The following is a 26,575-nucleotide window of genomic DNA, read 5'->3' on the forward strand; positions in this document are numbered from 1 at the left end:
GGACCTTCCACGACGCCGGCCATCATATAAGCGACCGCCGACCGCCGAAACCGCCCCCAGCGGGACCTCCGCCGTGTAGCGGGGTCAGGGGGCAGCGCTCCTCGTCGCTCGCGACAGCGACGGTCCTCTCCTTGGAACGCGGGTCACGGTCTCGGCGGTGCTGGTCGGCGGCCTGGAGCTCATCGTCTGCCGGGTTTCTTTGAGGGGGTTTCTTGTAGAATGCCGGCCGTCGAGAAACCGTGAGGGAGGGGGAAGGATGGCCGAAAAAGAGATCTACTGCGCCTTCGGCGTCGACGTCGACGCGGTCGCGGGATGGCTCGGCTCCTACGGGGGAGAGGACTCGCCCGACGACATCTCGCGGGGCCTCTTCGCCGGCGAGGTCGGGAGCCCGCGGCTCCTGAAGCTCTTCGAGAAGTACGACCTCCGGACGACGTGGTTCATCCCCGGCCACTCCATCGAGACCTTCCCCGAGCAGATGAAGGCCGTCGTGGACGCCGGGCACGAGGTCGGGACGCACGGCTACTCGCACGAGAACCCGGTCGCCATGACCCCGCAGCAGGAGCGCGACGTGCTAGAGAGGTGCATCGAGCTCGTGGACGACCTCACCGGCAAGAGGCCGGTCGGAAACGTGGCCCCGTGGTGGGAGCCCTCCAACACGACGAACGAGCTCCTCCTGGAGTTCGGCTACAAGTACGACCACTCCCTCCAGCACGACGACTTCACCCCCTACTACGCCCGCGTCGGCGACGAGTGGACCAGGATCGACTACTCCAAGAAGGCCGAGGAGTGGATGAAGCCGCTCGTGCGCGGCGAGGAGACCGACCTCATAAAGATCCCGGCGAACTGGTACCTCGACGACCTGCCCCCGATGATGTTCATAAAGGGCTCGCCGAACTCCCACGGCTTCGTCAACCCCAGGGACATCGAGCAGATGTGGAGGGACCAGTTCGACTGGGTCCACCGCGAGATGGACTACGCCGTCTACGCCTTCACGATCCACCCTGACGTCTCCGGCCGCCCGCAGGTCCTCCTGATGCTCGAGCGCATGATCGAGTACATCAACGGCCACGACGGCGTGAAGTGGGCGACCTTTGAAGAGATCGCCGACGACTTCGCCCGGCGCCGGCCCCGCGAAGACGCCGTCCCCAGCCCTACCTAGGAAAATCTCCGAGCGTGCGCTTGCCCCGCGACGGGTTCGTGATCCCTCACCCCGTAGGGACCTACGTTTCGGCGTAGACTCCGAGGATGGAGGAACGGGGTCGGGGGGCAGGGACGCGCGGGGCGCGCCCGCTTTTGGAGATAGGCAGGATCTTCCACGAGCCGGACGTCGCCGCCTACGAGCGGGGGCGTGAGATCCTGGCGCGCTTCCCCGACGCCGAGCGCGTCGAGGTGCCGTCCCACTGGAACATAAAGGGCCTTCACGGCAACGAGGGTCTCGTCGGCGACTGGGTCGGGATCAAGCGCGGCGTCCTCGTCCTCGGCGTCAAGAAGTCGCTCTCTTGCCGCCCCAACGGCAGGAGCGCGGACTTTATCGCCCCTTCCCACTCGAACGGCTGCGCGATGGCGTGCGCCTACTGCTACGTCCCCCGCCGCAAGGGCTACGCCAACCCCATTACCACCTTCGTGAACATCGGGGGGATCATGGGCAACATCGAGCGCCACGCGAAGAGGCAGGGCCTCAAGATGGAGCCGAACCAGGTCGATCCGAGATTCTGGGTCTACGACATCGGCGAGAACGGCGACTGCTCCGTCGACGCCACCGTGAGCGACAACGTGAGGGACATCGTCGACCTCTTCAAGGAGCTGCCGAACGCCAAGGCCTCCTTCGCCACGAAGTACGTCAACCGCGACCTCCTCGGTTACGACCCGCAGGGCAAGACGCGCATCCGGTTCAGCCTCATGCCCGAGGGGATCTCGAAGGTCGTGGACGTGAGGACGAGCCGCGTCCGGGAGCGCATCGCGGCGATCAACGACTTCGTCGAGGCGGGCTACGAGGTGCACGTCAACTTCAGCCCCGTGATCGTCTACGAGGGCTGGCGCGCCGACTACACGGAGCTTTTCGCCCAGCTCGACGACGCCCTCTCCACGCGGGCGAAGGCGCAGCTCGCCTGCGAGGTCATCTTCCTCACGCACAACGCCGGGCTCCACGAGGTCAACCTCGGCTGGCACCCGAAGGCCGAGGACCTTCTGTGGACCCCCGACCTCCAGGAGCGCAAGGTCTCCCAGAACGGCGCCCCGAACGTCCGCTACCGCACGGGCAAGAAGGGCAGGATGGTCAAGCTCTTCGAGGGGATGCTCGCCGAGCACCTACCGTACTGCACCGTCCGCTACGCCTTCTAGCGTCGCGCGGAGCGCGTCTCCGCCCGAGCGCGAGGCCCTCGACCCGGATCCCACCCTTCGGAGACTCCCTCGCTGGTGTGGTAGCTTAACGCGCATTACGGTTCGGAAGATTCGAGAGGATGCCATCATGAGGGCGGGAGCGGAGATTGTTTTGCCTGTCGAGGAGCGGGGTTTGGCCTGCGGGGTGCTCGCGGGAACGCGGAGGGCCTGAGGGGTGGTGAGCGGCGCGCGTGCCCGGGCCTTGTTGCCGATCTTGTTCGCGCTCGCCCTCGGGGCGGCGCTCGCGGGCTGCGGCTCGGAGGAGGAAGGGGCCGGAAGCCCGCCCGCCGAGCCGGCGGAGCAGGCGGCGCCCGCGGAGACCGTCGAGGCGACGGCCCCCGAGGAGACCGGGGGCGACGCAGAGGCCTCCGTGCGCACGGCGACCGTGAGGCTGTCGGGGTCGGAGGGGACGGTCTACGCGGGGAGCTACGGGAACCTCGACGGTTCGGAGTACGCCGAGGGGCTGCTGGAGGGGGAGCCCGTCGAGTTCACGGTGGACCTGCGAGAGTCCGGCTTCGACGTCGTCAACGCGTCCTTCGCCAAGCCTAACGGCAACTACGACGGCGTGCTGAAGATCGAGATACTCGCGAACGGCGAGGTCGTCGCCGAGCAGGAGGCCGAGACGCAGTACGGCACGCTGAACCTGACCTGGAGCTCGGAGGGGTAGCGGAAGCCGCTCCCCGAAGCCCGGGCTACGACCGTCCCAGCGGTCCGGACGGTGGCCGGTCCGCGGGCAGGACGTAGTACAGGGCGCCGTCGTGGCTCTCGACGCGCAGGTGCCCCTCGTTGGCGAGCTTCAGAAGCATCCCCTCCGCCTCGCCGACCGTGAGCGGGGTCTCCAGCGCCGCCCCGACGGGCGTGATCGCCCCGCCCGAGTCCCGGAGCGCGAGCAGCAGCGACTTCTCGGCCCCGAAACCCGACGGGCCGCGAGTACCGCGAGGGCGCCACGCGGCCCACAGCAGGAGCGCGGCGGGTGGGAGCCAGCACGCCAGCGCCAGCCACAGCCCCGGCGCTCGGGCGAGCGCCGCGTACGAGGCAACCAGCGCCGGAAGGAGGATGGTCAGGCCCAGGGCGAGCGGGACCCGAGATTCTCCGACGAACGCCTGCCCGGACCCGCCGCCCCCCCGGCGCCGCTCCCCGCCACCCCGTTCCCGCAGGTCCACGTAAGCCACCGTAACTCCTCCCGTCCCCGGACTAGGCTTCCAGTCCCCAAGCAACGATAATGCTAAGGCAGCAGGGCTTCATTTCGGTAACGGCTTGTTAAGAACTTCGGGCGGTCGAGCCTTACGCTCCGTCGTCTACCCTCGTCTCGAGCAGCGACGCGACGCCGGCGATCGGGGCGCCGCCGAACTTCTCGCGCAGGCGCACGAGGCTCGGCCCGAAGCTCGCTTCGAGGGTCTCCCTGTGCGAGAGCAGCATCTCGGCGATGTAGAGGTCGTGCCTTATCTGCTCGGTGATCGGGACGACCATGCCGGGGTGGGAGGACCACGCGGCGCGGCTCTCGCCCCCGAGCGAGACGATGCCCGCCACGATCTCCCTCGCATCGGCGCTCAAGATGATCCAACGTCCCCCGAACTGTTTCGTGATCTCCTCGGCGAGGTCGTGGAGGTAGATCCTCGCGAAGGGATAGTCCGGCTCCCCGTAGGCGACCACCGTCACCTCGACGCCCCTCCCCGCGGCCTCGGCCAGGTCGTCGCGGAGCTCCGGCGCGTCCTCCCTCCACACCTGGAGCAAGAGGCTCCCCTCGGCCCTCCCGATCACCTCGCGGGCCCGGGCCAGTATCTCCGCCCGCCCGGTGATGTCCCAGATAAGCTCCGAGGGGTTGGTCTCGGCCGCGTACCGCTCCAGACCCTCCTCCGCCACCCTTAGCGACTCCTCGGCCTTGCGGCGCCGCGCGAGGATCAACTCCCGCGCCGGCAGCGGCGCGTAGCGGACCGGATCCCCGTGGCTTACCAGCACCTCGCCCCGCCCGACCATCCCCCGCAACACCTCGTAGACCTTCGACCGCGGCACCCCCGACGCACGCGCGATGCCGTACCCGGACAGGGGCGACTCCCTCAACAGCGCGAGGTAGACCTTCGACTCGTACGGGGTGAACCCGAGGTCCCCGAGGGCCGGGATCAGGGGAGAACCTTCCATGCGCCCAACTATAGTCCACCCGCTTGCGCCTGCCAAACCACCCTGTTACCTTGGGGTAGCTACTACAGTAGTCACTAAAAAGGAGGGTGGGTGGACGACGGGGCGGTCAAGTGCGTAATGGTAATCTCCGGGTCGTTGCCGGTGGGGCTCGCGGTGAACGCGGCCGGGGTGTTGGCGGCGACGCTGGGACGCAGGGTGGAGGCCCTCGTCGGGCCGGACGTGGTGGACGGGTCGGGGGAGAGGCACGCGGGGCTCGTCCGCATACCGATCCCCGTCCTCAAGGCCGACGAGGAGGCGATAAAGAGCGTACGGGTGAGGGCGGCCGCGTTGGAGGACTTGCTCGTCGTGGACGTCACGGAGACCGCCCAGTCGTCGAGGACGTACGAGGAGTACGAGGACCGGATGGCCTCCACGCGAGGGGACGGGCTCGGGTACCTCGGCGTGGCGCTCTACGGCGAGAAGAGGGCCGTCAACAAGCTCACCGGCAGCTTGCCGCTGCTCAGGTAGATCGGGGGCGCTCGCGAAGCGCGAATAACGCCTCGGAACGAGAGCGAAAGGAAGAGCTCATGGATCATTTTCCGGCCTGGATCGGCGACCTGCCGGAGGTCGACGCGCCGTTCAACGGGTTGGAGGGGCGGCTGCTCTCGGGTCCGCGCGGCCAGACGGTCTTCTTCGTGGCGACGAAGGACCTCGACGTGACGCCGCACTCGCACGGGGCCCAGTACGGCATCGTCCTGGCCGGGCGCGTCGAGCTGCGTAAGGGCGGGGAGGAGCGCGTCCTCGGCCCGGGGGAGACCTACGAGATAGCCGCGGGCGAGGAGCACGCCGCGCGGGTGGCGGCGGGGACCGCCCTCGTCGAGGTCTTTCAGGAGCCCGACAGGTACGCACCGAAGTAGGGGGCGTGCTGGTGCTCCCGTTCGGGCGGGCGTAGAGTGGGGGCGACCATACGGGAGGAGGCTGGGCGCGTGCGGTGGGTACTCTTGATCCTGGGCGGGCTGATGGTGGTCGTGGGCGGGACGTGGCTGTTGCAGGGGGTCGGGATCCTGCCCGGCAGCTTCATGACCGGGCAGGCGTTCTGGGCCGTCGTCGGGGCGGTGGTGCTCGTCGCCGGGGCTGCGTTGTGTTCCGCCGGCGTGCGCGCGGGGCGGCGCCGCAGGTAACCCCTAGCCCGGCAGAAAGGCCACGGCTCTCCCGGGGCCTCCGGAGGAGCCGGCGATCTTCAGGGGCAGGAAGACGAAGAAGGCCCCGCGCGTGGGGAGCTCGCCGAGGTTCGTCAGGATCTCCACGTAGCGCAGGCCCCGGCTCAGGCCCTCCTGGTGGACGGGGACGCCGTCGTGGGCGGAGCCGATGCTGGGGGCGTCTATGCCGATCGTCGTGACGCCCTTCTCGTGCAGGTAGATCGCCATGTCCGGCGACGGGGCCGGCCATCCCGGCGCGTCCCCCGTCACGAGCGAGCCGTGCATGAACCTCAGCCCCTCGTCCCCCTCGACGTAGAACCGATCCCACCCCGTCCTGAGCAGCACGACCTCGCCCGCCGAGATGGGGCCGTTCTCCTCCTCCCAGGCGCGCAGGTGGTCCGCCGTGATGAACGGGCTCACCCCGGGCTCGCCCTCCTCGGCCAGGAACCGCACGTCCACGACCACCGCCGGGCCCATCAGGTCCCCGACCGGAACCTTGTCGCCGGTCTCCGCGCCCAGGGCGCTGGCGTAGGGAAGGCCGGACCCCTCGGGCGGGATAAAGTGGGTGGGGGCGTCGAAGTGGGTGCCGCAGTGCTCGTCTATGAGGACGAAGTTCGTCTGGTAGGGGGCGGCGCTGATGGTCTTGCCCGTCGGTCCCTCGGCCTCGGCGAACCAGTTCCAGTTTTTGTGGGCGTACCTCATGTGCCCCGGCCACGTCCCCGGCAGGCGCTCCGAGAGCGTCACCGAGAGATCCACGACGTTCGCACCGGACAGCGTTTTGGGGTCCATCATGCCTCCTCGGATTGTTTTCGGGCCTGAGTGGCGGGGCAGCGGTCTCCAGCGTCCCGCCGCAGCGCGTCCACGCCGCTCCGCAACACCTCCACCCCCGACGCCTCGGCCCCCTCGGCGTTCGGGTGAGCGCCACCGGTTCGTCCCTGTAGCGGACGGGAGCCTCGCACGGGCCGCAGCGCTCGTTCGGCCCCTTCTCGCCCCGAACCAGTTGCGCACGGGCTAGAAGGCCTCCAGGTTGCCGGTGTCGTCGAAGCGGAGGGGCTCGGGGTCCGAGACGACCTCGGCGCCGGCGCTTTGCGTCACCTCGTCCACCAGGTGCTCGGAGACGTAGAGGTGCTCGAGGTGGAGGGTGTTCGGGATGCGGACGAAGCGGGTCTCCGGGGGCGGGACGCCCCAGTTGCAGCGGACGGCGGCCGAGAGCGCCTCGCGGTCGTTCTCGACGACCATCGGGATCTTGGCCCGCTCCAGAAAGGTGCTCGTGAGGACGTTGGCGTTCATCGCGGCGAGGTCGAGCTTCTCGAAGAGGCGCCGCGTCGTGAGGTCGGCTAGGCCCACGCCGAGGGCGTTGCCGTGCGACTCCTCGCTCACGTCGCCGACGACGACGTACTTCACCCGCGGCCTCTCGGGCTCCTCCTCGCCCGGGATGCGGAAGCGGCCGATGACGTTCGTGTCCATCCCCGTCCCCGAGTAGTTCTTGCCAAGGGCGTCCACGAAGAGGACGTCGATCTCCGCGACCGGAATCTCCGGCATCAGCCCCTTGTACTCCGCCAGCAGCTCCTCCTCGCGGCGCGGGATCTCCCCCGGCGGGATCGCCTCGAGGAGCGCCGGCTCGTCGTAGGCGTTCTCGACCGACGCGACGCCGAACAGGACCTTCCCGGAGTCGACGACCTCGCGGCCGACCTCGACCATAAAGTCCCGGATGCCCTCGACGCCGTAGCCGTGAAGGGCGAGGGCCTGCTTGTGCTTGCCGAGGCCGATGGAGGCCATCTTCAGCAGGCCGCTCTCCCAGGGCCCGCGAAAATCCGTGTGGGCCTTGACCCTGTTCACCACCACGACGCCGTCGGACTCGTGGGAGATCCTGTCCATGTACACCGGCACGCCGCGCGCCGTCTCCCCGAGCTGCACGACGTGCATCGAAGACCGGATCGGCGCCCCGCACAGCTCCTCCGTCACCCCGAGGCTCCTGAGGATCTCGACCTGCCCCTCGGCCGTAGCCCCCCCGTGGCTCCCCATCGCCGGCACGATAAACGGCTCGGCCCCCATCTCCTCGAGGATGGCGACGAGGGAGCGGAGGATGACGTCTATCTCGGCGATGCCCCGGGACCCGGCGGTCAGCGCGATCTCCATCCCCGGACGGACGCGGGAGGCGATCTCGTCGCGCTCCACCTCCTCCCGAAGCCTCGCCTCCACGTCGCCGACGCGGGGCCTCGGGAACCTCTGCCTTATCTTGACCACCCTCGGAAACTCCACCCTGGGACTCCTTCCGCTACGCCGTCCCCCGCGACCAACCTTACAACGACCCGAAGAACCGCGCGATCTCCGCGTTCGCGAGCTCCGGCTTCTCGTAGTGGACGAAGTGCCCGGCCTCCGGGACCGGCGTGAGCTCGAACTCCGCAAAGTACTCCCCGAGCCTGTCGGCCCACCGGACCTTCAGGATGGGGTCGCTCTCCCCCCACAGAAAGCGCGCGGGCGTCTCTATCTTCGGCAGCTCCGGCGCCCCCTCGCGCATCAGCTTCATGCGGGCTTCGCCCGTGCTCACGTACCAGTCGAAGCCGCCGCGCAGGTTGCCGGGGCGCATGAAGTTGTCCACCCAGAGGTCGAGGGCCGCGTCGAAGAGGCCGGGCTCGTGGGCCCAGTGGTCGAGAAAGTGCTTCAGGTAGATCCCGCAGGTCCTCCGGCTCTCCCCGACGATCTCCTGGGCCCACGGCTGCCGGTGGAACGACTGGTACCAGATCTCCGCCACGCTCTCCGGCTCGGCCCAGCGCCTCCCGATCCCGGGGTAGGTGCAGTTGAAGAAGAACAGCCCCGTCAGGCGCTCGGGGTAGCGGCGCGCGAACTGCTGCGCCACGGAGGACCCGACGTCGTGGCTCACGAGCCCGATCTTCTCGAACCCCAGGGCGTCCGCGAGCCCCCGAAGGTCCTCCACCAGGTCGTCGAGCAGCCGGCTCGGCGGGTCGGGCAACGGGACCTTCTCCGTCTCCCCGAACCCGCGCAGGTCCGGGACGACGACGTCGAAGGCCTCGGCGAGCGGCGCTACGTTCTTGCGCCATACGTACCAGAACTCCGACCAGCCGTGGAGCAGCAAGATCGGGGTCCCCGTCCCGTGCCGAACGTAGTGCATCCGGATGCCGTTGGCCTCGACGTACCTGTGGTTCCAGGACGGTTCGGTCACGCCCCTACTCCTCTCCGGCCTCGGCCAGGGTACGCGCGAGGTCGAGGGCCGCGCGCATGCTCTTGTGGTCGGCCTTGCCGGTGCCGGCGATGTCGAAGGCGGTGCCGTGGTCGACGCTCGTCCGGAAGAACGGGAGCCCGACGGTGACGTTGACCCCGGTGTCGAAGCCCATGAGCTTGATGGGGATGTGCCCCTGGTCGTGGTACTGGACCACGACGATGTCGAACTCGCCCCGCCGGGCGCGCATCATCACGGTGTCCGGCGGCCAGGGGCCGGAGGCGTCTATGCCCTCGTCTGCCGCGCTCTCGACCGCCGGCCTTATCCGCTCTGCGTCCTCCGTCCCGAAGAGGCCGTTCTCCCCGGCGTGGGGGTTCAGGCCCGCGACGGCGACCCTGGGGTGTTCGACCCCGAGCTTGCGCAAGGAGGCGTGCGCGAGGCGGATCACGGCGAGCTCCCGCTCCGTCGTCGCCCGCTCCACCGCCTCTTTAAGCGCGACGTGCGTCGAGACGTGGATGACCTTGAGCTCGGGGGTGACGAGCATCATCGCGTAGTCCCGCGTGCCGGTGAGGCCGGCGAGGATCTCGGTGTGCCCCGGGTAGCGGTGCCCCGCGAGGTGCATCGCCTCCTTGTTCAGGGGCGCCGTGGCGATCGCCGCCACGCGCCCGGCGCTCGCCAGCTCTATCGCCCTCTCGAGGTACCGGTACGCCGCCTCCCCGGCCCGCGCGTCGAGCTCGCCGAAGGGCAGGTCGCGGGGGAGCTCGCTCGCCGCGACCACGTCGACCGTCCCCTCCTCGAAAGTCGCCTCCTCCGGCTCGGAGATCCCTTTGACCTCCAGCGGGAGCGAGAGGAGCGAGACCGCGCGCTCCATGACCCCTGTGTCCCCGACGACGAGGGCGCGGTTCTCGGCGCGGAAACCCTCGTCGGCGAAGGTCCTGGCGACGATCTCCGGTCCTACCCCGGCGGGGTCTCCCATCGTGACCGCTACGAGGGGTGGCGTCGTCTGCAATTCAATCCTTCCCGTCGCGCGTGAGCGCCTCGACGATGTCCGCGAGCGTACCATCTTCCCCGAACCCGCCCGCCTTCGTAACCACGGGGTAGGGACGCGGCCCGATCAGGGTCCCCACCGGAATCCCCGCCCCGACCTCCCCGACGAGCCGTATCCCGGACGCCCCGAGCCCCCGGGCCACCCCGACCGCCGTGTCCCCCCCGGTCAGGACCAGCGCGTCGAAGATCCCCTCTTCGGAGAGCCGCGCCACGACCCCGGCGAGCGTCTCCACGACCTCCCCGGCATCGGCGCCCCGATCCTCCGGCGAGTACACCGCGGCGTGCCGCCCCCGCGACAGCGCCCCGCGCGCGGCGACCACCGCCTCCTCGACCGCCCCGCCCCGACGGGCACCGCCTCGTGCTCCCCGGCGAGCCGCCGGAGCTGCCCCGGGAGACCCCGCTGAGAGAACCGACGACGACGAGCACCGCGCGGGCGGGTTCGAGGGTGGGGGAGGGCCCCCCGCTGCGCGGTCCCGGATGCACCCTGCCGAAGGCGAGGGCGAGCCCCGCCGAGCCCGTCCAGAGCACCGCCGAAGGGTCCGGCACCGCCCGCACCAGCGCCTCCAGATGCCCCTCCTCCTCCGCGTCCGCGACGACGCATCGGGCGCCCGCGAGCGCGCGGCGGACCTCCCCGGGGTTCGCGAGATCCTCGACGCTCAGGGAGTGGACGGGGCTCAACTCTTCGAGCAGGGTCGGGAGGTGCCCCTCGTGGACGGGGCACGCGGGTCCTTGCGCGCCTCGGTCTCGTGGACGGGGACGCCGCGGGCGAGTTGGACGCCGCCCTTCGTGGTTCGGCCGGCCCGGGGAAGGCCGGCGCCACGATCGCCTTCTCCCGCCCCGTCGCCCGAGGGCCGCGGAGAGCTCGGCGGAGATCGGGCCGCGCAGGGTCGAGTCGATCTTCTTGTAGACGACGCCCGCGCCCCGCACGGCGTGCGCCGCCTCCACGACGCGCCTGGCGGCGAACCCCGGGGGCATCGCGCGCGAGTCCGTGTCCACGGCGACGGCGTCCAACTCCCCGCCGGCCGGGGATCGGAGCCTCGGAAGACGACCGCGGTCCGGTAGCCGCAGCGGGCGAGCTGCACGCCGGTGTCCGCCGCCCCGTCAGGTCGTCGGCTATCACGGCCACCCGCGTTCGGCCCCGGCCCCTCGCGCCGCGCTCACCCGCCGGCCGCCGCGGGCGACCCGCTCCTCCCCTTGCGGAGGGTCGAACGCCGGCGGCTCACTGAGCCAGGTACCCGCCGTCGACGGGCAGGATCGCCCCGGTCACGAACGAGGCCTCGTCCGAGGCGAGAAAGAGGATGGCGGCGGCGACCTCGGAGGGCTCGCCGAGGCGCTTTACGGGGTGGGCCTCCTTCATGGGCGCCTTGTAGCTCTCCGGGAGGGAGGCGACGGCCTCGGTCGCGATCGTGCCGGGCGCCACGGCGTTGACCCTTATGCCCCTGTCCGCCCACTCGACGGCGAGGTGCTTGGTGATCCCGGAGGCGACGAACTTGGCCGGGCCGTAGGTGGACTGGTCCTTCTGCCCGGCGAGCCCGGAGATGGACGAGAGGCAGACGATGGAGCCGCCGGACCCGCGGTCCAGCATCGCCTCGATGGCGTACTTGCAGGTGAGGAACATCCCCGCCCGTCGACGGCCATCACGTGGTCCCAATCCTCGGGGTCGCATCCACGATGTTGTTGAGCGGGATGACGCCCGCGTTCGCGACGAGCACGTCTATCCCCCCGAAACGGTCGACGCAGGCCCGGATCATGGTCTGCGCATCCTCCGGCTTCGAGACGTCCCCAACGACCGCCTCGGCGGGCTTCCCCGCCCGCTCGAGCTCTGCGCCGAGCTCCGAGAGCCCGTCCCCGTCCACGTCCGTCACGACGAGGCTCGCGCCCTCGCGCGCGAAAAGCTCCGCCGTCGCCCGCCCGATCCCCTTCGCCGCCCCGGTGACGACCGCGGCCTTGCCCTGCAGCCTGCCCAACCCTCGTGTGCTCTCTTCAGCCAAGATGCCGCCTTTCTAAACTAGACGATGTGTACGCGCAGCCGGCCGGAGGCGTCCATGGCCTCCACGGCGGCCTCCGGGGTCCCCTCGTCGGTGACGAGGTCGTGGATTGCCCCCGCCCGGGCCACCTCGAAGAACGCGGGGGGACGGAACTTGCTGTGATCGGCGAGCAGGACCACCCGTCTGGCGGCCCCGACCATCGCCCGCTTGGCCTCGACGACCGAGAGGCTTGACTCGCTCAGGACGTCGCCGGAGATCGCGTGCATCCCGAGGAGCGCCACGTCGACGTGCAGCCCCTTCAAGAAAGACCCGAGCAGGGGCCCGAGCAGCGTAAAGGAACCGCGCCTCACCTCCCCGCCCGGGATGACCACCCCGACCTCGGGGGCCTCCGCGAGCACCGAGGCGATCGCGACGTCGTTCGTGACGGCGGTGATGGGGAGCCTCCTGCGCCCGAGCGCCTCCGCCGCCGCGAGCACGGTCGAGGAGGAGTCGAAGATGACGCTCTGCCCGGCCTCGAGCAGCGAGACCGCGTGCTCCCCGATCCTGGCCTTCTCCCGGCGGTTGTGGCGCCGCCGGTCCTTGAAGAGGAGCTCGGAGGTCGTGCGCTCGACGGTCACCGCCCCGCCCCGCGAGCGGCGCAGGAAGCCCTCGCGCTCCAACGCCCCGAGGTCGCGGCGTACCGTCGAGGGGGAGACGTCGAGCGCGTGGGCGATCTCCGAGACCGAGGCCGACCCGCGCAGGCTCACCAGCCCCCGTACCTCGGCCCGTCGCTGCGCCGGTATCCTCCTGTCCCCGTCGCCATTCTGCACGGCGCTTCCCCTCTTGCATGCCCCTGTTCCCGAGCCGCAAGCTACCACAGCCCCGCACCAGCCGCCAGATTCGAGCAGGGGACTCCGGCTCCCCTCCACAACCGAACACACGGCCCTCGGCGCCGAGCATCCGGGCGTTCCTCCGGCGAATGCTCCGCCGCGCGGCGGGCTTCGCCGCGCGGCGGAGCCTGGCATCTCGAGCATCGAAGGTGCTCGAAAATGGACCGAATTGCGCGCTGCTGATGGTTTTTGACACGGATATAGCGTTTCGCTAACATGCCAGACGGGACAAGGGCATCAAAGGGAGGAGTTGCAAGCATGGCTGACGTCGTCGAGCGTCCCGGGCAGGTAGCCTCCGAGCTACCGACCAAGTACCTACCGGGGGTCGAGTATCGGGACTTACCGGAGCCGTTGCCGCTCAGAAAGATCGTGGGGGCGAGCGTCGTGCTGCTCGCGACGGCTCTCGGGTCCGGCGAGCTCATAATCTGGCCTTACATCACGACGCAGGTCGGGATCGGGCTTTTGTGGCTCGCGTTCGTCGGGTTCTCTATGCAGTACTTCCTGAACATGGAGATCGAGCGCTACACCCTGGCGACCGGGGAGACCGCGGTCGTGGGCTTCACGCGCTACTGGAAGCCGTGGGGGATCATCTTCGTCCTCGGGGCGTTCTTACCGAACGCGTGGCCCGGGTGGGCGACGGGAGGGGCGACGGTGCTCTCCTACCTCTTCGGCTTCGGCGAGGGGGCCGTGCCGATACTCGCGATCATCGGGCTCATCGCCATAGGCGTCGCGATAACGGTCTCGCCGGTCATCTACCAGACCGTCGAGAAGGTCCAGTTCGTGCTGGTCGGGATCATCGCGGTGTTCATGGTCGTCGCGCTGGTCTTCGCCACCAACGCGTCGGCGTGGGCCGGGATCGTGACCGAGGCGCCTTCGGGGGTCGCGAACTTCCCGAGCGCCCTGAGCCAGCTCGGGATCGCCACGCTTCTCGGTGCGATCGCCTTCGCCGGGGCCGGCGGCGCGAACAACCTCACCCAGAGCAACTACATCCGCGACAAGGGGATGGGCATGGGGGCTCGCATCCCGCGGCTCGTCTCCCCGATCACCGGCGAGGAGGTCGCCGCCCCCTCCCTCGGGTACATGATGAAGACCGACGAGGAGAACATGCGCCGCTGGAGGGGCTGGTGGAAGGTCGCCAACCGCGAGCAGCTCCTCACGTTCTACGCCATCGGCCTCATCACGCTCATCGGTCTCTCGGTCGTGGTCGCCTCGCTGGGTATCACCAGCGACGCCGCGGACACCACGTTCCTGCAGACGGAGGCTCAGGTACTCAGCGAGAGGATAGGGAACTGGTTCGGGGTCTTCTTCTACGTCGCCGCCTTCGCGATCCTCTTCTCCACGAACCTCGGGATCATCGACTACGTCAGCCGCGTCGTCGCCGACTCGCTGAAGGTGAGCTTCTTCCGCGAGAGCCACGCCATCACCGAGAGCCGCGTCTACGTCGCGACCGTCTGGCTCATGATCGTCGCGGGCTCCATCATCCTGCTCTCCGGCTTCGACCAGCCGCTCTTGCTCCTCATCATCGCCGCCTCGGGCGGTGGCGTCGTCATGGCGCTGTACTCGTGGATGCTGATCAAGCTGAACACCAGCGGGCTGCCGGAGCCGATCAAGCTCAAGGGCGCGCGGCTCGTGATCATGTACGTGATCTCCGTGTTCTTCTCGTTCTTCTCGATCCTGCTGCTGTACGACGTGATCAGGACGAACCTCTTCGGGGGCTAGGGGCGCGGCCGGTTGCTCAAGCTGCTCTGGCTGCGGCTGCTCGTGGCCCTCACGGTCTTCGCCGTGCTGGCAACGATCGCGTACCTTCTCGGGCTGCTCGACTAGGGCGGCCCGAAGCTATCGCGGGTACGCGTGGCCCGGCCACGATCTTGCGATCCTGACTAGCGACTTCTGAAGGAGAGGAGGCCGAACCCGATGAAGGCGGTCGTTTGGAACGGTCCGGAGGAGATGGCAGTCGAGGAGGTCCCGGAGCCGAGGGTCGAGCGCGGGACGCTCGTCGTGCGCCCGGATGCCGCCGGGATCTGCGGCTCGGAGGTCGAGGGGTACCTGGGCAAGATGGGGAACCGCACCCCGCCGCTGGTGATGGGCCACGAGTTCGCCGGGACCGTGGTCGAGGTGGGGGAGGGGGTGGACCGGGGCCTCGTGGGGCGCGTCGTCGCCGTCAACCCCCTCGCCTCGGACGAGACCTGCCGGCTCTGCCGGAAGGGGCTCACGAATCTCTGCCCCGCGCGCACCCTTATCGGCATCCACCACCCCGGCGGCTTCGCCGAGAGGGTCCGCGTCCCCGCGCGCAACGCCTACCCGCTGCCGGAGGGGCTCCCGGACGCGCCCCGCGTGGGCGCCCTGGCCGAGCCCCTGGCTAACGGGGTCCACGCGGTCCGGCTCGGCACGGCGGGCGAGGAGCCCGTCGAGAGCGCCGTGGTGATCGGGGCGGGCACCATCGGCCTGATGTGCCTGCAGGCCGCCGTCCTCTCCGGCATCCCGGACGTGCGCGTCGTCGAGCCGCACGAGGCGCGCCGCCGGGCGGCCCTCGGCCTCGGGGCGGGCGCGGCACACGCGACGCCGGACGAGGCGTGGGAGGAGTTGCGGGCCGGCTCGGACGGCCTGGGGGCGGATCTCGTCGTGGACGCCGTGGGCGCGGAGGCGACGCGGCGGGGGGCGATCGGGCTGCTGCGCCCCGGGGGGCGGGCCGTGATGGTGGGACTGCACGACGACGAGACCTCCCTCGGGTTCCACGGGGTCGTGCGCGGCCAGATCTCCGTGCAGGGCTCCTACGCCTACACGGCGCCCGACTACGAGCAGGCCCTCGCCTGGCTCGTCGAGGGGCGGGCCGGGATCGGGGAGCTCCCGCCGGTCCTCCCGCTGGAGGAGGGGCCGTCGGCCTTCGCCGACCTCGTGCGGGGCCCCACCGCGCAGATAAAGGTCTTTCTCGCCGGGGGGCTCGATGACGGAACCTACGCCGCTCTCGGGAAGACCGCGGTCGTGACGGGGCGAGCAGCGGGATCGGGCTCGCGACAGCGAACCTCTTCGCCGACGTGGGGCGAAGGTCCACGGCGCCGCCCGTCGCCGGGCGTCGATGGAGGAGGGGGCCGGGGAGGGACGGATAAGCTCCGGCGCCTTCGTGCCGCACGCCCTCGACGTCACCGACGCCGAGGCGGTCGGCCGCACGCTCGTGGGCGTGGGGGAGGAGAGCGGCATCGACGTCCTCGTCTGCGCCGCCGGGACGAACGTGAAGGGGCGCCGCCTGGAGGAGCTGACGCCGGAGGTCTGGGAGAACCTGCTCGCCGTGAACCTCTCCGGGGCGTTCTACGCCGTGCGGGCCGCGCTGCCCTACCTGCGCGCCTCGGGGGGGCTCGTGATCCTGGTGAGCAGCGTCTCGGGCGCCTGGCCGGACATGTCCGGGCCGGCCTACGGCGCGTCCAAGGCCGGGATGAGCCAGTTCGCCCACGCGGCGGGCTTCGAGGAGCACGCCAACGGGGTTCGCTTCACCTCGGTCAACCCCGGCATCGTGGACACCCCCATCCTGGACAACCGCCCCGAGCCGCCGAGCCCCGAGATACGCGCCGCGAGCCTCAGCCCCGAGGACGTCGCCGCCACCTGCCTCTTCCTCGCCACCCTGCCGCCGCGCGCCTACGTCCCGGAGCTCACCATCCTCCCGACCCGGCTTCAAGCCCTCGGCAAGAGCTCGACCGCGAGCCCCCCGTTGCCGGGACGATGACCCTCGCGAGCCGCCGACGAGTCCCCACCCCGGCGGCCGCCTCCATCCCGAGCCGCGAACGGGTGGCCTAGGGACTACCGCCGGCTGGGGCTCCACCGCGGAGGCCCGGCCGGCGGTGGCGCGGCGCGAGACCGTGCAGACCAACGGCGCCCGGGGTGCCAAGCATGGTTTGGGGAGCGGTTGGAATTTGCAACCCCATGCTATTTAGCATATGGTATGCGCCTTCACCCGCAGAGCCGTGGGTCGAAGGCGTCGTGTAAGCGTAGAAGGGAAGGGTGAATGTTTCTTCGTCGCAAGGTTATGCTGGCGGTCGTGCTGGGGCTGTTCGCGGGGCTGTTGGCCGCGGGCTGCGGCGGGGGTCAGGGCGGTGGTTCCGGGTCCGGCGACGACAGGTCCCTCACGATCGGCTACATAAACTGGGACGAGGACGTGGCCGTCGCCAACCTCTCTCAGATCCTGCTCGAAGAAGAGCTCGACTACGAGGTCGAGCTGCAGCTTCTGGACGTCGGGCCGCTCTTCGAGGGGGTGGCGAGCGGCGACCTCGACGCCTTCCAGGACGTGTGGCTGCCCACCACGCACGAGACGTACTGGAACGAGTTCCAGGACCAGGTCGTCGACCTCGGGCAGTGGTACGAGGGCGAGGCCAGCCTGGGCATCGCCGTCCCGGAGTACGCCGAGGCGCGGACCATAGGCGACCTCGCGCAGTACCGCGACGAGTTCGGCGGCAGGATCGTGGGCATCGAGCCCGGGTCCGGGATCATGGGGGTCACCAAGGACGAGGCCGTCCCGGCCTACGGCCTGGACGACTACGAGGTGGTCGATTCGAGCACCCCGGCGATGCTCGGGCAGGTGGAGAGCTCGCTGGAGAACCAGGAGCCCATAGCCTTCACCGCCTGGAAGCCGCACTGGATGTTCACGGCCTACGACATCCGCTACCTGGAGGACCCCGAGGGCGCGATGGGCGAGGCGGAGCAGCTCTCGGCGATAGCCCGCGAGGGGCTGGAGGAGGACGCCCCCGAGGCCTTCGACTTCCTGGACAAGCTCACCCTCAACGAGGAGCAGCTCGGCGAGCTGGAGCTGGCGATACAGGAGGCTGAGAACCCCGAGGAGGGGACGCGCGCCTGGCTGGAGGAGAACCGCGACGTGGTCGAGGCCTGGCTGCCCCAGGGCTAGCGGCAGACGATTAGAGGGCCGAAGCGTACCACCCTGGGTAGTGAGGAGACGATGAACGGCGAGACGCAGGAGAACGCCCTGCTGCACGAGCTCTTCGAGGAGCAGGCGCGCCGAACACCGCAGGCGCCCGCGGTCGTGGGCCCCTGGGGCACGACGACCTACGGCGAGCTGGACCGTCGGACGGGCCGCCTCGCGGCCCATCTCCGGAGACTGGGGGTCGGCCCGGACGTCACGGTGGGCGTGTACATGGAGCGGAGCCCGGAGTTCGTGGTGGCGTGCCTGGCGGCCCTGAGGGCGGGAGGGGCTTTTCTACCGCTGGAGCTCGCTTATCCGGAGTCCATGATCGAGGAGGTCCTGGCCGACGCGGGGCCCCGCGTCGTCGTAACGACGGCGGAGCTGGGGGAGAACCTCCCCGAAGGCGCGGAGAAGGTCCTCCTGAGCGACGACTGGGAGGCCGGGCTCTCCGAGGGTGGACCCGGGGAGGGGACCCGTCCCACCCTCGACAGCCTCGCCTTCGTCTCCTACTCCTCCGGCACCACCGGGAAGCCCAAGGGCATCGCCAACCCGCACCGGGCCGCGGTGCGCTCCTACGCGTGGCGCTTCGGCCTCGTGGATTACGGCCCCGGGGACGTCGTGGGGTGCAACGTCTTCTTCATCTGGGAGATGCTCCGGCCGCTCCTCAGGGGCGGGCAGTCTGCCCCATCCCGGACGACGTGATCTACGACCCCACGGCCCTCGTGGGCTACCTTCGGGAGCACGGGGTGACGGAGGTGCTCTTCACCCCGTCGCTCCTCGAAGCCGTCCTCGACGGCGGCGGGAGGACCTCGCGGAGGGGCTCTCGGCCCTGCGGACCCTGTGGCTCAACGGCGAGGTCGTCACCAAGACGCTGGCGCGCCGGGCGCTGCGTACCCTGGCGGGCAAGAAAATCTTCAACCTGTACAGCATCAGCGAGACGCACGAGATCTCCGCGGGCGAGCTGCGGGAGCTCGTCGAGAGCGCCGACTCGACCTACTGCCCCGTGGGAAGACCCGCGGACCCGGACCACCTCTACGTCCTCGACGAGGACGCGCGCCCGGTCGGGGAAGGGATACCGGGGGAGCTCTACGTCGGCGGCGAGGGGCTGGCCCGCGGCTACGTCAACCTGCCCGAGAAGACCGCCGAGCGCTTCATCCCGGACCCCTTCGCGGGCGCCGACGCCCGGATGTACCGCTCGGGGGATCGGGCCCGGATGCTGCCCGACGGGAACCTGGAGATCATGGGCCGCATCGACTTCATGGTGAAGGTGCGCGGCTACAGCATCGAGCTCGGGGCGGTCGAGGCCGCCATCGAGGAGCGCCTCGCGGTGACGAACTGCGTCGTGGTCGCCGACGGCGAGGAGGGCACGGACAAGCGACTCGTCGCGTACCTCGTCCCCGACCCCGCGGGCGGCGCGAGGGACGGCCGGCTCGCGGGGTGGGGCATCGACCCCGCGACCGGCCACAGCGCGGGCGCCCGGCGCGCCCTCCAGGACGCGCTGCCGCACTACATGATCCCGGCGGTCTACGTCGAGGCCGAGGCGCTTCCGCTCCAGGACGCCACCGGCAAGGTGGACCGCGAGAACCTCCCGCCGCCCCCCGCTCGCGGCGCGGCGGAGCCCGACGCCCCGGAGGAGCCCGCCCTCCCCGCGGACGCGTCCCGCCCGGAGAAGGAGGAACGCCTCGCCCGCATCTTCGAGCGCGTCCTCCGGCTCGAGCGGGGCTACGTCCGTCCCGAGGACGACTTCTTCGAGGCCGGGGGCCACTCGCTAGCGGCGGCCGAGCTCGCCGGAAGGGTCGAGGACGCCTTCGGGGTCCGCCTCCCGACGAGCGGGATCGTCGAGAGCCCCACCGTCGCGGGCCTCCTGGACGCCATCGAGGCGCTGGGGAGGGGCGGCGCGAGGCGCGAGGCGCAGGGGCACGACCTGCTCGTGGAGGCCGCGCTGGAGACGGGTATCTCCCCGGAGGGCGCCGCCGACGGGGTGAAGCGCCTGGGCGAGGCCGAGAGCGTCTTCCTCACGGGGGCCACCGGCTTTCTCGGCGCCTTCCTCCTCGACGGGCTGCTCTCGAAGACGGAGGCGAAGGTGCACTGCCTCGTCCGTCGGCGCCCGAGCGGCGACCCGATGTCCCCCCTGCGCGACGCCCTCAAGGGCTACGGGCTGTGGAACGCCGAGATGTCGGAGCGCCTCGTGCCCGTGACGGGGGACCTCTCCGAGCCCTTGCTCGGCCTCTCGGAGGAGGCCTTCGAGGAGCAGGCCGACGAGGTCGACGCCGTGATCCACGCGGGCGCGATGGTCAACCTGATCTACCCCTACTCCGCCCTCAAGCCCGCGAACGTCGACGGCACCCGCGAGGTCCTGCGGCTCGCGTGCCGCAGAAGGGCCAAGCCCCTGCACCACGTCTCCACGAACGGCGTCTTCGGGCGGGGCCGGGGGTTGTGCGAGGAGGACACGGACCTCGACGACCTCGCCGGAGCCCAGCCCGACGGCTACGGCCGGTCCAAGTGGGTGGCCGAGAAGCTCGTGATGGAGGCCGCCGGGCGCGGGCTGCCGGTCTCCGTGTACCGCCCCGGCAACATCTCGGGGCACAGCGCGACCGGCTCCTCCAACCCGAAGGACTTTCTGGGCGCCGTCATCTCCGAGTCCGCCCGCGCGGGCCTCGCCCCGAAGATAGACGGCTGGCGCATGGAGATGACCCCGGTGGACTTCGTAGCCGGCGCGATCCTCGGCCTCGCCGACTATCCGGGCGCCCCCGGCAAGACCTTCCACCTCGCCAACCCCGAGCCCCCTCTTCCGAGCGGGTCTTCGGCTGGATCGAGGGCCTCGGCTACGACCTCCAACGCCCCGACTACCCCGACTGGCTGAGCGCTATCCGCGCCACGCCCGCCGAGACGGAGGCCGGCGAGGTCGTGCGCACCGCCGCCCCGACGACGCGGCGGAGGTTAAGGACGACAACGTCTACGCCGACCGCAACACCCGCCGAGCCCTGGGCGCGGGCGGCCCCCGCCGGCCGAAGATCGACGCCGAGCTCCTCGAGACCTACGCGCGGTCTTTCGCCGAACGCGGCTGGATGCCGTCCCCGAACGCGTCCGGCAGGGGGCAAGACGATAAGCGGGGGAGGCTCGGCGGCAAGGTCGCGGTCGTCACCGGGGCGTCGAGCGGCATCGGGGCCGCGGTCGCCGGCGCCCTCGCCGCCGAAGGCGCCGGCGTCGCGCTGGCGGCCCGCCGCGCGGACGCCCTGCGGGAGGTACAGGCGGGGCTCGTCGAGGGGGCCGGGAGTATCGCCGAGGCGACGGACGTCACCGACCGCGAGGGCGTCCGGGCGCTCGTCGCGCGCGCGGAGCGGGAGCTCGGGCCGGTCGACTTCCTCGTGAACTGCGCCGGCGTCATGTACTACACGCTCATGAAGAACCTCCGCGAGGAGGAGTGGGAGGGGACCGTCGAGGTCAACTGCAAGGGGACGCTGAACTGCGTCGGCGCCGTCCTGCCCGGCATGCTCTCCCGCGGGGGCGGGCACATCGTGACGATCTCCTCGGACGCCGGGCGCAAGGTCTACCCGGGCCTCGCCGTCTACTCGGCGAGCAAGTTCTTTGTCGAGGCGCTCTCGCAGGGCTTGAGGCTGGAGACGGCGGGGACGGGCGTCAGGGTGACGACGGTCCAGCCGGGCAACGTGGACACCGGCCTCGCCTCCCTGAGCAACGACGAGGAGGCCATCCAATCCTACGGCGAGCCCACCGGTGCTCGCGTCCTCGACCCCGAAGACGTGGCGGCCTCCGTCCTCTACGCGCTCGCCCAGCCGGATCACGTCGCCGTCAACGAGATCCTCGTGCAGCCGCGCGACGAGCCAGCCTGACGGCCCGGAAGTGCCGCATCTAGCGACCACCCCCGCCGAGATGAGGAGAACACGCCCGTAGAGCTCGGTTTACGGGCGTGGTGAGCAGGGGCGCGTTCCAGGCGTTCGCGACCGCCCTCGAAGCGGCACGGCTCGCGGCCGGCGCGGCGGGAGGGACCGGGCCGTTGCTATACTGCGGCACGGGATCGAGGGACGCGAGGGGAAGGACTACTGCTTGAGGGTGGCGCTGTTCGTTCCTTGTTACGTGGATCAGATCTACCCCGGCGTGGCCGTCGCCACGGTACGGGTCTTGCGCTCCCTGGGCATCGAGGTCTCCTACCCCGAGGGCCAGACCTGCTGCGGGCAGCCGGCCTTCAACTCCGGCTTCTTCCGGGAGGCGCGCAGCGTCGCCGGCCACCTCATGGGCGTCTTCGAGAACGACCGCTCGGACTACGTCGTCTGCCCCTCCGGTTCCTGCTCCGCGATGGTCGCCCACTACTATCCCGTGCTCTTCGAGGAGCGGCGGGGGGAGAGGGAGAGGGCCGAGGCGCTCGCGGGCCGCGTGAGGGAGCTCTCGGACTTTCTGGTCAACGTGGCGGGGGCGGAGGCTTCGGACCTGGGATCTCGCTTCGAGGGGAGGGCCGTCTTCCATGCCGGATGCCACCAGCGCCGCGAGCTCGGGGTCCTGGAGGAGCCGCGCCGCCTCCTGGGGGGCGTCGAGGGCCTGGAGCTTCTGGAGTGGGAGAACGAGGAGCTCTGCTGCGGATTCGGGGGGACGTTCTCCGTGAAGATGCCCCAGGTCTCCACCGCGATGGCCGACGAGAAGGTGAAGGCGCTGGAGGGGAGCGGGGCCGACACCCTCGTCTCCTGCGATTCGAGCTGCCTGATGCACCTCGGCGGGCGGCTGGCGCGCAAGGGCCACGGCACGCGCGTGATGCACCTCGCCGAGGTGCTGGACCCCGAGCACGGGAGGGTCGTTTAGCGATGGAGACGAGGAAGCCCGCCCGCGAGCGGGATACGACGGACCGCCGCCGCGAGGGGATAGAGAGCCCCGTCGAGGGCTTCAACGAGCGCGGCGGCCGGGCGGCGAGAGACGAGGCCCTGCGCGGCGCCCTGAGGCTCTTCGCCACCAAGGTGGTGCCCGCGCGCAACGCCACCCTCGCGGCGCTCCCCGAGGCCCCCGAGCTCCGGGAGCGGGCGTACCGCATCAAAAGGGAGACGATGGCGAACCTCGACCGCTACCTCGAGGAGATGGCCGAGGCCGTCGAGGCCCGGGGAGGGAGCGTCCACTTCGCCTCCGACGGCGAGGACGTCGTCCGCTACGTCGGCGAGCTCGCCCGGCGGCGCGGGGCAAAGGTCATCGCCAAGTCCAAGAGCATGGCGACCGAGGAGATAGAGCTCAACCGCCGCCTCGAGGAGGGCTACGCCGACCTCGGGCTCGAGATCGTGGAGACCGACCTCGGCGAGTGGATCGCCCAGCTCGCCGGCGACACGCCGTCGCACATCATCGGACCCATCCTGCACATGAACGCCGAAAGGGTCGCGGAGATCCTCTCGGAGGTCGCCGGAGAAGAGCTGCCGCCGGACGCGACGGTCCTGTCGCGCTTCGCCCGCGGGCGCCTGCGCGAGAAGTTCCTCACGGCGGACATCGGGATCACGGGGGCGAACTTCGGCGTCGCGGAGTCCGGCACGGTCGTCACCGTCACCAACGAGGGGAACGGCCGGCTCGTCACGAGCGTCCCGCCCGTCCACGTCGTGGTGATGGGGATAGAGAAGATGATCCCGCGCTTCGAGGACCTCTCGGTGTTCACGCGGCTGCTGGCCCGGAGCGGGACGGGCCAGAAGCTCACGGTCTACACGAACTTCGTCACGGGGCCGCGCGGGCCCGGCGAGCTCGACGGGGCTGAGGAGTTCCACCTCGTCCTGCTGGACAACGGCCGCTCGAACCTCCTGGGCACCCCGTTCGAGGAGGCCCTCTACTGCATCCGCTGCGGCTCCTGCCTGAACGTCTGCCCGGTCTACCGCCAGACCGGCGGCCACGCCTACGGCTCGACCTACTCCGGCCCCATAGGCGCCGTGATCACCCCGCTCCTCAAGGGCGACGAGGAGGCGAAGGACCTGCCCCACGCCTCCTCCCTCTGCGGCGCCTGCTCCGAGACCTGCCCCGTCGGCATCCCGCTGCACGACCTCCTCCTGAAGCTCCGCAACCGCCAGGTCGAGGAGGGCATGGCGGGGAAGACCCAGACCGCGGCCTTCAAGGTCTTCGAGAACACGATGAAGAGCCCCGCCCTCTACAACATCTCCGGCAAGCTCGGCCGCGCCGCCCAGAGGCCGCTGGTCAGGGAGGGCACCGTCCGGCCCGTCCCCGGACCCTTACGCGGCTGGACGGGCTCCCGGGAACTGCCCCCGCTCGCGCCGAAGCCCTTCCGCGAGCTCTGGAGAGGGGGGATCTAGCCCGTGGCAGACCGCGCCCGGTTTCTCGAGAACGTCCGCCACAGGACGCGCACCGGCCGCTACAAGCCCACCCGCGCCCCGGACTCCGTGTGGACCCCGAAGGGCGCCCCCGTCCCCGACCCCATAGCGGACCCCGTCGCCCGCTTTCTGGAGGAGCTCGGCGCCGTCGGCGGCCACGGCGCGCGCGTCCAGAGCCTGGACGAGGCCCGGGATCACGTCGTCTCGCTCGCCCGCGAGCGCGGGGCGGGGGCCCTGGTGCGCTGGGACGACGAGGAGCTGGCGGGGTTCGACGCGCCGCTCGCGGGGGCGGGCGTGGAGGTCGCGATCTGGCGGGACCTCGAGGACTTCAGGGCGGTTGCGGGGTTGGCGGACGTCGGCCTCTCGACCGCTTCGTGGGCGATCGCCGAGACCGGCAGCCTCGTGCTGGAGAGCGGCCCCGGACGCGGACGCAGCGTGACCCTCCTGCCGCCGACCTACGTGGCGGTGCTGAGGGCCGAGCGCGTCCTGGGCACGGTCGCCGAGGCCGTAGGCAAGTACGCCGGGGGGAGGCTCCCCGCGAACGTCTGCTTCCACACGGGCCCGAGCCGCTCCGGGGACATCGAGATGTCGCTCGTGACCGGGATGCACGGGCCCGGGGACGTCCACGTCGTCGTGGTGGGGTAGGGGAGCCGTGGCGAACTCCCTACGACAAGCATGGTCCGAGGGGCGCCCGGCGTTCGGGATGTGGATCATGATGCCGGGCCCCGCCTTCGGCGTCGAGCTCGTCTCCGCCGCGCGCCCGGACTACGTGTGCATCGACTGCCAGCACGGGCTGGCGGACCTCGGGGCGCTGGTCCCGATGCTCGCGGCGGCGGAGGCCGCGGGCTCCACCCCGCTCGTCCGCGTGCCCCGCAACGACCCCGCCGACATCGGCAGGGTCCTCGACGCCGGGGCGCGGGGCATCGTCGTCCCGCTCGTCAACGACGCCTCGGAGGCCGCCCGCGCCGCCCGGGCCTGCCGCTACCCGCCGGAGGGCGACCGCTCCTACGGCCCGGCCCGGGCCTCGGTCGTGCTCGGCACCACGGACCCGCGCGCCCTGAGCCGGGAGGTCGTGTGCCTCGTCATGGTCGAGAAGCGGGAGGGCCTGGAGAACGTGGAGGAGATCGCCGCCACGGACGGCGTCGACGGCATCTACGTCGGCCCCGCGGACCTCGCCCTCTCGCTCGGCCTCGCCCCGACCCTCGACGTCGTCGAGCCGGCGCACGCCGAGGCCGTCGCGAGGGTAAAGGACGCGTGCAAGAACCGGGGCATCGCCGCCGGCATCCACACCGCCTCCGCCGAGGTCTCCAGGAGGCACGCCAGAGCCGGCTTCGACATGATCACCGCCGGCACCGACTCCACGCTCCTGGCCGAGGCCGCCCGCGCGCGGCTGGACGCGGTCCGCGGCGAGAGCGCGCCCACGGAGGGCTGACGGCGGGTCGGCCATACGCCCGACGGGCGCGGCCGTCCGCCGCACGGCCGCGCCGGTAGCCGTCTAGAATCCCCGCATGCGCGAAGCGGACCCGGTCGACCTCCACGAGAGCCTCGCGGCGGGCTCCGGCGCCGGCGCGGTCTGGACCCTCGAGGGGAGCAGGGACCTCAACGCCAACCTCGTACGATTCCCGGCGGGAGGGGGCGTGGACGAGCACGTGAACGAGGAGGTGGACGTGCTCGTCGTCGGCGTCGCGGGGGTGGGCCGCGTCGCGGTGGACGGCCGCGCCTTCCCTCTGCGTTCGGGGGTCGTCGTCTTCGTCCCCAGAGGGGCCCGCCGCTCGACGAGAAGCGAGTCCGCGGACTTCGCCTACCTCACCGTGCATCGTCGCCGGGGGCCGCTCAGGGTCGCCGGGACGGACGGCGACCCTTGAACCTTCTGCCGCAGGAGGCGCCCTGCGCGGAAGCGCCGGAGCTTGCGCCCGCGTTCGGCCTGGTCCATGCAAAGGAGAGCTCTTCTTGAAGACCATCTTGTGCTACGGCGACTCGAACACCTGGGGCTACGACCCCGCGACGGGGGAGCGCTTCGGTCCGGGCGCACGCTGGCCCGGGGTGCTCGCCCGGGAGCTCGGCGACGGGTACGCGGTGATCGAGGAGGGCCTGAACGGGCGGACCACGGTCTGGGACGACCCCATAGACCCCCACAGAAACGGGCGCGAGTACCTCGTCCCCTGCCTGGAGTCGCACGCGCCCCTGGACCTCGTCGCGATCGCGCTCGGCGTGAACGACCTCAAGGCGCGCCTCGCCCTCTCGGCCTCGGACATAGCGGACGGCGCGGGCGCGCTGGTCGAGACCGCCCAGAAGAGCGCCACCGGCCCGGACGGGGGCCCGCCCGCGGTCCTCCTCGTGGCCCCGCCCCCGGTCGGCGACCTCGGCGAGGCCGACGAGATGTTCGAAGGCGCCCTGGAGAAGTCTCGACGCTTCTCCCTTCACTACCGGCGAGTCGCCGACAAGTACGGGTGCGGCCTCCTCGACCTCGCCGGCATCGTCTCCGCCAGCGCCCTCGACGGCGTCCACTTCGAGGCGAGCGAGCACGCGAAGATCGGGCGCGAGGCCGCATCCAGGGTGAAGGACCTGCTCCGCTAGCGGAGCACC

At 70.9% G+C, this 26,575-nt stretch carries 27 protein-coding genes and 2 pseudogenes; 19 read left to right on the forward strand and 10 right to left on the reverse strand.

From position 1 onward, the window contains the following. The first annotated feature begins 256 nt into the window (after positions 1 to 256). From GBA65_RS08750 to GBA65_RS08760, 3 genes are all read left to right on the forward strand, one after another. On the forward strand, positions 257 to 1,159 hold the full coding sequence (locus GBA65_RS08750; protein ID WP_166396244.1) for a polysaccharide deacetylase family protein: 903 nt from the start codon (positions 257 to 259) through the stop codon (positions 1,157 to 1,159). Between the two features lie 86 nt (positions 1,160 to 1,245). Then, positions 1,246 to 2,340, forward strand: coding sequence for a spore photoproduct lyase family protein (locus tag GBA65_RS08755; RefSeq protein WP_166396245.1), 1,095 nt, complete (start codon positions 1,246 to 1,248; stop codon positions 2,338 to 2,340). Positions 2,341 to 2,554: 214 nt separating this feature from the next. Further along, entirely contained in the window at positions 2,555 to 3,046 is a 492-nt protein-coding gene (locus GBA65_RS08760; protein WP_207956264.1) for a hypothetical protein, read from the forward strand. A 25-nt stretch (positions 3,047 to 3,071) separates the two neighbouring features. Here the strand turns inward: GBA65_RS08760 and GBA65_RS08765 are convergent, their stop codons facing one another. Both GBA65_RS08765 and GBA65_RS08770 read right to left on the reverse strand, forming a co-directional pair. Further along, positions 3,072 to 3,551 (reverse strand): hypothetical protein, encoded by a 480-nt coding sequence (locus tag GBA65_RS08765; RefSeq protein ID WP_166396247.1) that lies wholly within the window; start codon positions 3,549 to 3,551, stop codon positions 3,072 to 3,074. 112 nt (positions 3,552 to 3,663) lie between these two features. Next, positions 3,664 to 4,518 carry a TrmB family transcriptional regulator gene (locus GBA65_RS08770; RefSeq protein WP_166396248.1) on the reverse strand — a complete coding sequence of 285 codons (855 nt, stop codon included), beginning with the start codon at positions 4,516 to 4,518 and terminating at the stop codon, positions 3,664 to 3,666. A 90-nt stretch (positions 4,519 to 4,608) separates the two neighbouring features. On the opposite strand from GBA65_RS08770, the gene GBA65_RS08775 reads away from it, so the two are divergent. The 3 genes from GBA65_RS08775 (at position 4,609) to GBA65_RS08785 (ending at position 5,678) form a co-directional block, all read left to right on the forward strand. Then, the gene (locus GBA65_RS08775; RefSeq protein ID WP_207956265.1) at positions 4,609 to 5,025 is read left to right on the forward strand and encodes a DUF2000 domain-containing protein; all 417 of its coding nucleotides are present in this window, start codon (positions 4,609 to 4,611) and stop codon (positions 5,023 to 5,025) included. A 59-nt stretch (positions 5,026 to 5,084) separates the two neighbouring features. Further along, positions 5,085 to 5,414 (forward strand): cupin domain-containing protein, encoded by a 330-nt coding sequence (locus GBA65_RS08780; RefSeq protein ID WP_166396249.1) that lies wholly within the window; start codon positions 5,085 to 5,087, stop codon positions 5,412 to 5,414. A 69-nt stretch (positions 5,415 to 5,483) separates the two neighbouring features. After that, complete coding sequence (locus tag GBA65_RS08785) at positions 5,484 to 5,678, forward strand: hypothetical protein (protein WP_166394802.1); 195 nt, start codon at positions 5,484 to 5,486, stop codon at positions 5,676 to 5,678. A 3-nt stretch (positions 5,679 to 5,681) separates the two neighbouring features. Here GBA65_RS08785 and GBA65_RS08790 read toward each other — a convergent pair whose 3' ends face one another. The 8 genes and pseudogenes from GBA65_RS08790 to GBA65_RS08825 form a co-directional block, all read right to left on the reverse strand. Beyond that, entirely contained in the window at positions 5,682 to 6,488 is an 807-nt protein-coding gene (locus GBA65_RS08790) for a cyclase family protein (protein ID WP_166396250.1), read from the reverse strand. A gap of 219 nt (positions 6,489 to 6,707) precedes the next feature. Continuing rightward, positions 6,708 to 7,958, reverse strand: coding sequence for a nickel pincer cofactor-dependent isomerase, group 22 (locus GBA65_RS08795; RefSeq protein ID WP_166396251.1), 1,251 nt, complete (start codon positions 7,956 to 7,958; stop codon positions 6,708 to 6,710). Positions 7,959 to 7,998: 40 nt separating this feature from the next. Further along, positions 7,999 to 8,880, reverse strand: coding sequence for an alpha/beta fold hydrolase (locus GBA65_RS08800; protein WP_207956266.1), 882 nt, complete (start codon positions 8,878 to 8,880; stop codon positions 7,999 to 8,001). Positions 8,881 to 8,884: 4 nt separating this feature from the next. Further along, positions 8,885 to 9,853, reverse strand: a complete 969-nt coding sequence (gene pdxA / locus GBA65_RS08805; RefSeq protein WP_166398419.1) for a 4-hydroxythreonine-4-phosphate dehydrogenase PdxA — start codon at positions 9,851 to 9,853, stop codon at positions 8,885 to 8,887. A 34-nt stretch (positions 9,854 to 9,887) separates the two neighbouring features. Further along, a complete protein-coding gene (locus tag GBA65_RS26290) occupies positions 9,888 to 10,244 on the reverse strand; it encodes a nucleotide-binding domain containing protein (RefSeq protein ID WP_166396252.1) in 357 nt (118 codons plus the stop codon). A gap of 354 nt (positions 10,245 to 10,598) precedes the next feature. After that, on the reverse strand, positions 10,599 to 11,006 hold the full coding sequence (locus GBA65_RS26295; protein WP_407691053.1) for a four-carbon acid sugar kinase family protein: 408 nt from the start codon (positions 11,004 to 11,006) through the stop codon (positions 10,599 to 10,601). Positions 11,007 to 11,143: 137 nt separating this feature from the next. After that, positions 11,144 to 11,882: pseudogene (locus GBA65_RS26300) on the reverse strand (SDR family NAD(P)-dependent oxidoreductase). Between the two features lie 50 nt (positions 11,883 to 11,932). Beyond that, positions 11,933 to 12,721, reverse strand: a complete 789-nt coding sequence (locus GBA65_RS08825) for a DeoR/GlpR family DNA-binding transcription regulator (protein WP_166396253.1) — start codon at positions 12,719 to 12,721, stop codon at positions 11,933 to 11,935. Between the two features lie 318 nt (positions 12,722 to 13,039). On the opposite strand from GBA65_RS08825, the gene GBA65_RS08830 reads away from it, so the two are divergent. From GBA65_RS08830 to GBA65_RS08880, 13 genes and pseudogenes are all read left to right on the forward strand, one after another. Continuing rightward, a complete protein-coding gene (locus GBA65_RS08830; RefSeq protein WP_166396254.1) occupies positions 13,040 to 14,500 on the forward strand; it encodes an Nramp family divalent metal transporter in 1,461 nt (486 codons plus the stop codon). A 228-nt stretch (positions 14,501 to 14,728) separates the two neighbouring features. Beyond that, positions 14,729 to 15,541, forward strand: a pseudogene (locus GBA65_RS26305) (alcohol dehydrogenase catalytic domain-containing protein); the annotation flags it as partial. A 316-nt stretch (positions 15,542 to 15,857) separates the two neighbouring features. Beyond that, positions 15,858 to 16,499: an SDR family oxidoreductase gene (locus tag GBA65_RS24175; protein WP_228281773.1), complete on the forward strand. Its 642-nt coding sequence runs from the start codon at positions 15,858 to 15,860 to the stop codon at positions 16,497 to 16,499. 279 nt (positions 16,500 to 16,778) lie between these two features. Continuing rightward, positions 16,779 to 17,672, forward strand: coding sequence for a glycine betaine ABC transporter substrate-binding protein (locus tag GBA65_RS08840; protein WP_166396256.1), 894 nt, complete (start codon positions 16,779 to 16,781; stop codon positions 17,670 to 17,672). 51 nt (positions 17,673 to 17,723) lie between these two features. Beyond that, entirely contained in the window at positions 17,724 to 18,389 is a 666-nt protein-coding gene (locus GBA65_RS24180; protein ID WP_228281774.1) for an AMP-binding protein, read from the forward strand. A 169-nt stretch (positions 18,390 to 18,558) separates the two neighbouring features. After that, positions 18,559 to 20,550, forward strand: a complete 1,992-nt coding sequence (locus tag GBA65_RS08845) for a thioester reductase domain-containing protein (protein WP_407691081.1) — start codon at positions 18,559 to 18,561, stop codon at positions 20,548 to 20,550. Positions 20,551 to 20,755: 205 nt separating this feature from the next. Then, positions 20,756 to 21,538, forward strand: a complete 783-nt coding sequence (locus GBA65_RS08850) for an SDR family oxidoreductase (RefSeq protein ID WP_166396258.1) — start codon at positions 20,756 to 20,758, stop codon at positions 21,536 to 21,538. Between the two features lie 220 nt (positions 21,539 to 21,758). Continuing rightward, positions 21,759 to 22,499 carry a (Fe-S)-binding protein gene (locus tag GBA65_RS08855; protein ID WP_228281945.1) on the forward strand — a complete coding sequence of 247 codons (741 nt, stop codon included), beginning with the start codon at positions 21,759 to 21,761 and terminating at the stop codon, positions 22,497 to 22,499. A gap of 2 nt (positions 22,500 to 22,501) precedes the next feature. Beyond that, complete coding sequence (locus tag GBA65_RS08860) at positions 22,502 to 23,971, forward strand: LutB/LldF family L-lactate oxidation iron-sulfur protein (RefSeq protein WP_166396260.1); 1,470 nt, start codon at positions 22,502 to 22,504, stop codon at positions 23,969 to 23,971. A gap of 3 nt (positions 23,972 to 23,974) precedes the next feature. Continuing rightward, positions 23,975 to 24,634, forward strand: a complete 660-nt coding sequence (locus tag GBA65_RS08865) for a LutC/YkgG family protein (protein WP_166396261.1) — start codon at positions 23,975 to 23,977, stop codon at positions 24,632 to 24,634. A 7-nt stretch (positions 24,635 to 24,641) separates the two neighbouring features. Continuing rightward, complete coding sequence (locus tag GBA65_RS08870) at positions 24,642 to 25,421, forward strand: HpcH/HpaI aldolase family protein (RefSeq protein WP_166396262.1); 780 nt, start codon at positions 24,642 to 24,644, stop codon at positions 25,419 to 25,421. A gap of 76 nt (positions 25,422 to 25,497) precedes the next feature. After that, the gene (locus GBA65_RS08875) at positions 25,498 to 25,854 is read left to right on the forward strand and encodes a cupin domain-containing protein (RefSeq protein WP_166396263.1); all 357 of its coding nucleotides are present in this window, start codon (positions 25,498 to 25,500) and stop codon (positions 25,852 to 25,854) included. An 85-nt stretch (positions 25,855 to 25,939) separates the two neighbouring features. After that, positions 25,940 to 26,566 (forward strand): SGNH/GDSL hydrolase family protein, encoded by a 627-nt coding sequence (locus tag GBA65_RS08880; RefSeq protein WP_166396264.1) that lies wholly within the window; start codon positions 25,940 to 25,942, stop codon positions 26,564 to 26,566. The last annotated feature ends 9 nt before the right edge of the window (positions 26,567 to 26,575 follow it).

Origin of the sequence: Rubrobacter marinus, assembly GCF_011492965.1 — a bacterium.
GTDB lineage: Bacteria > Actinomycetota > Rubrobacteria > Rubrobacterales > Rubrobacteraceae > Rubrobacter_F > Rubrobacter_F marinus.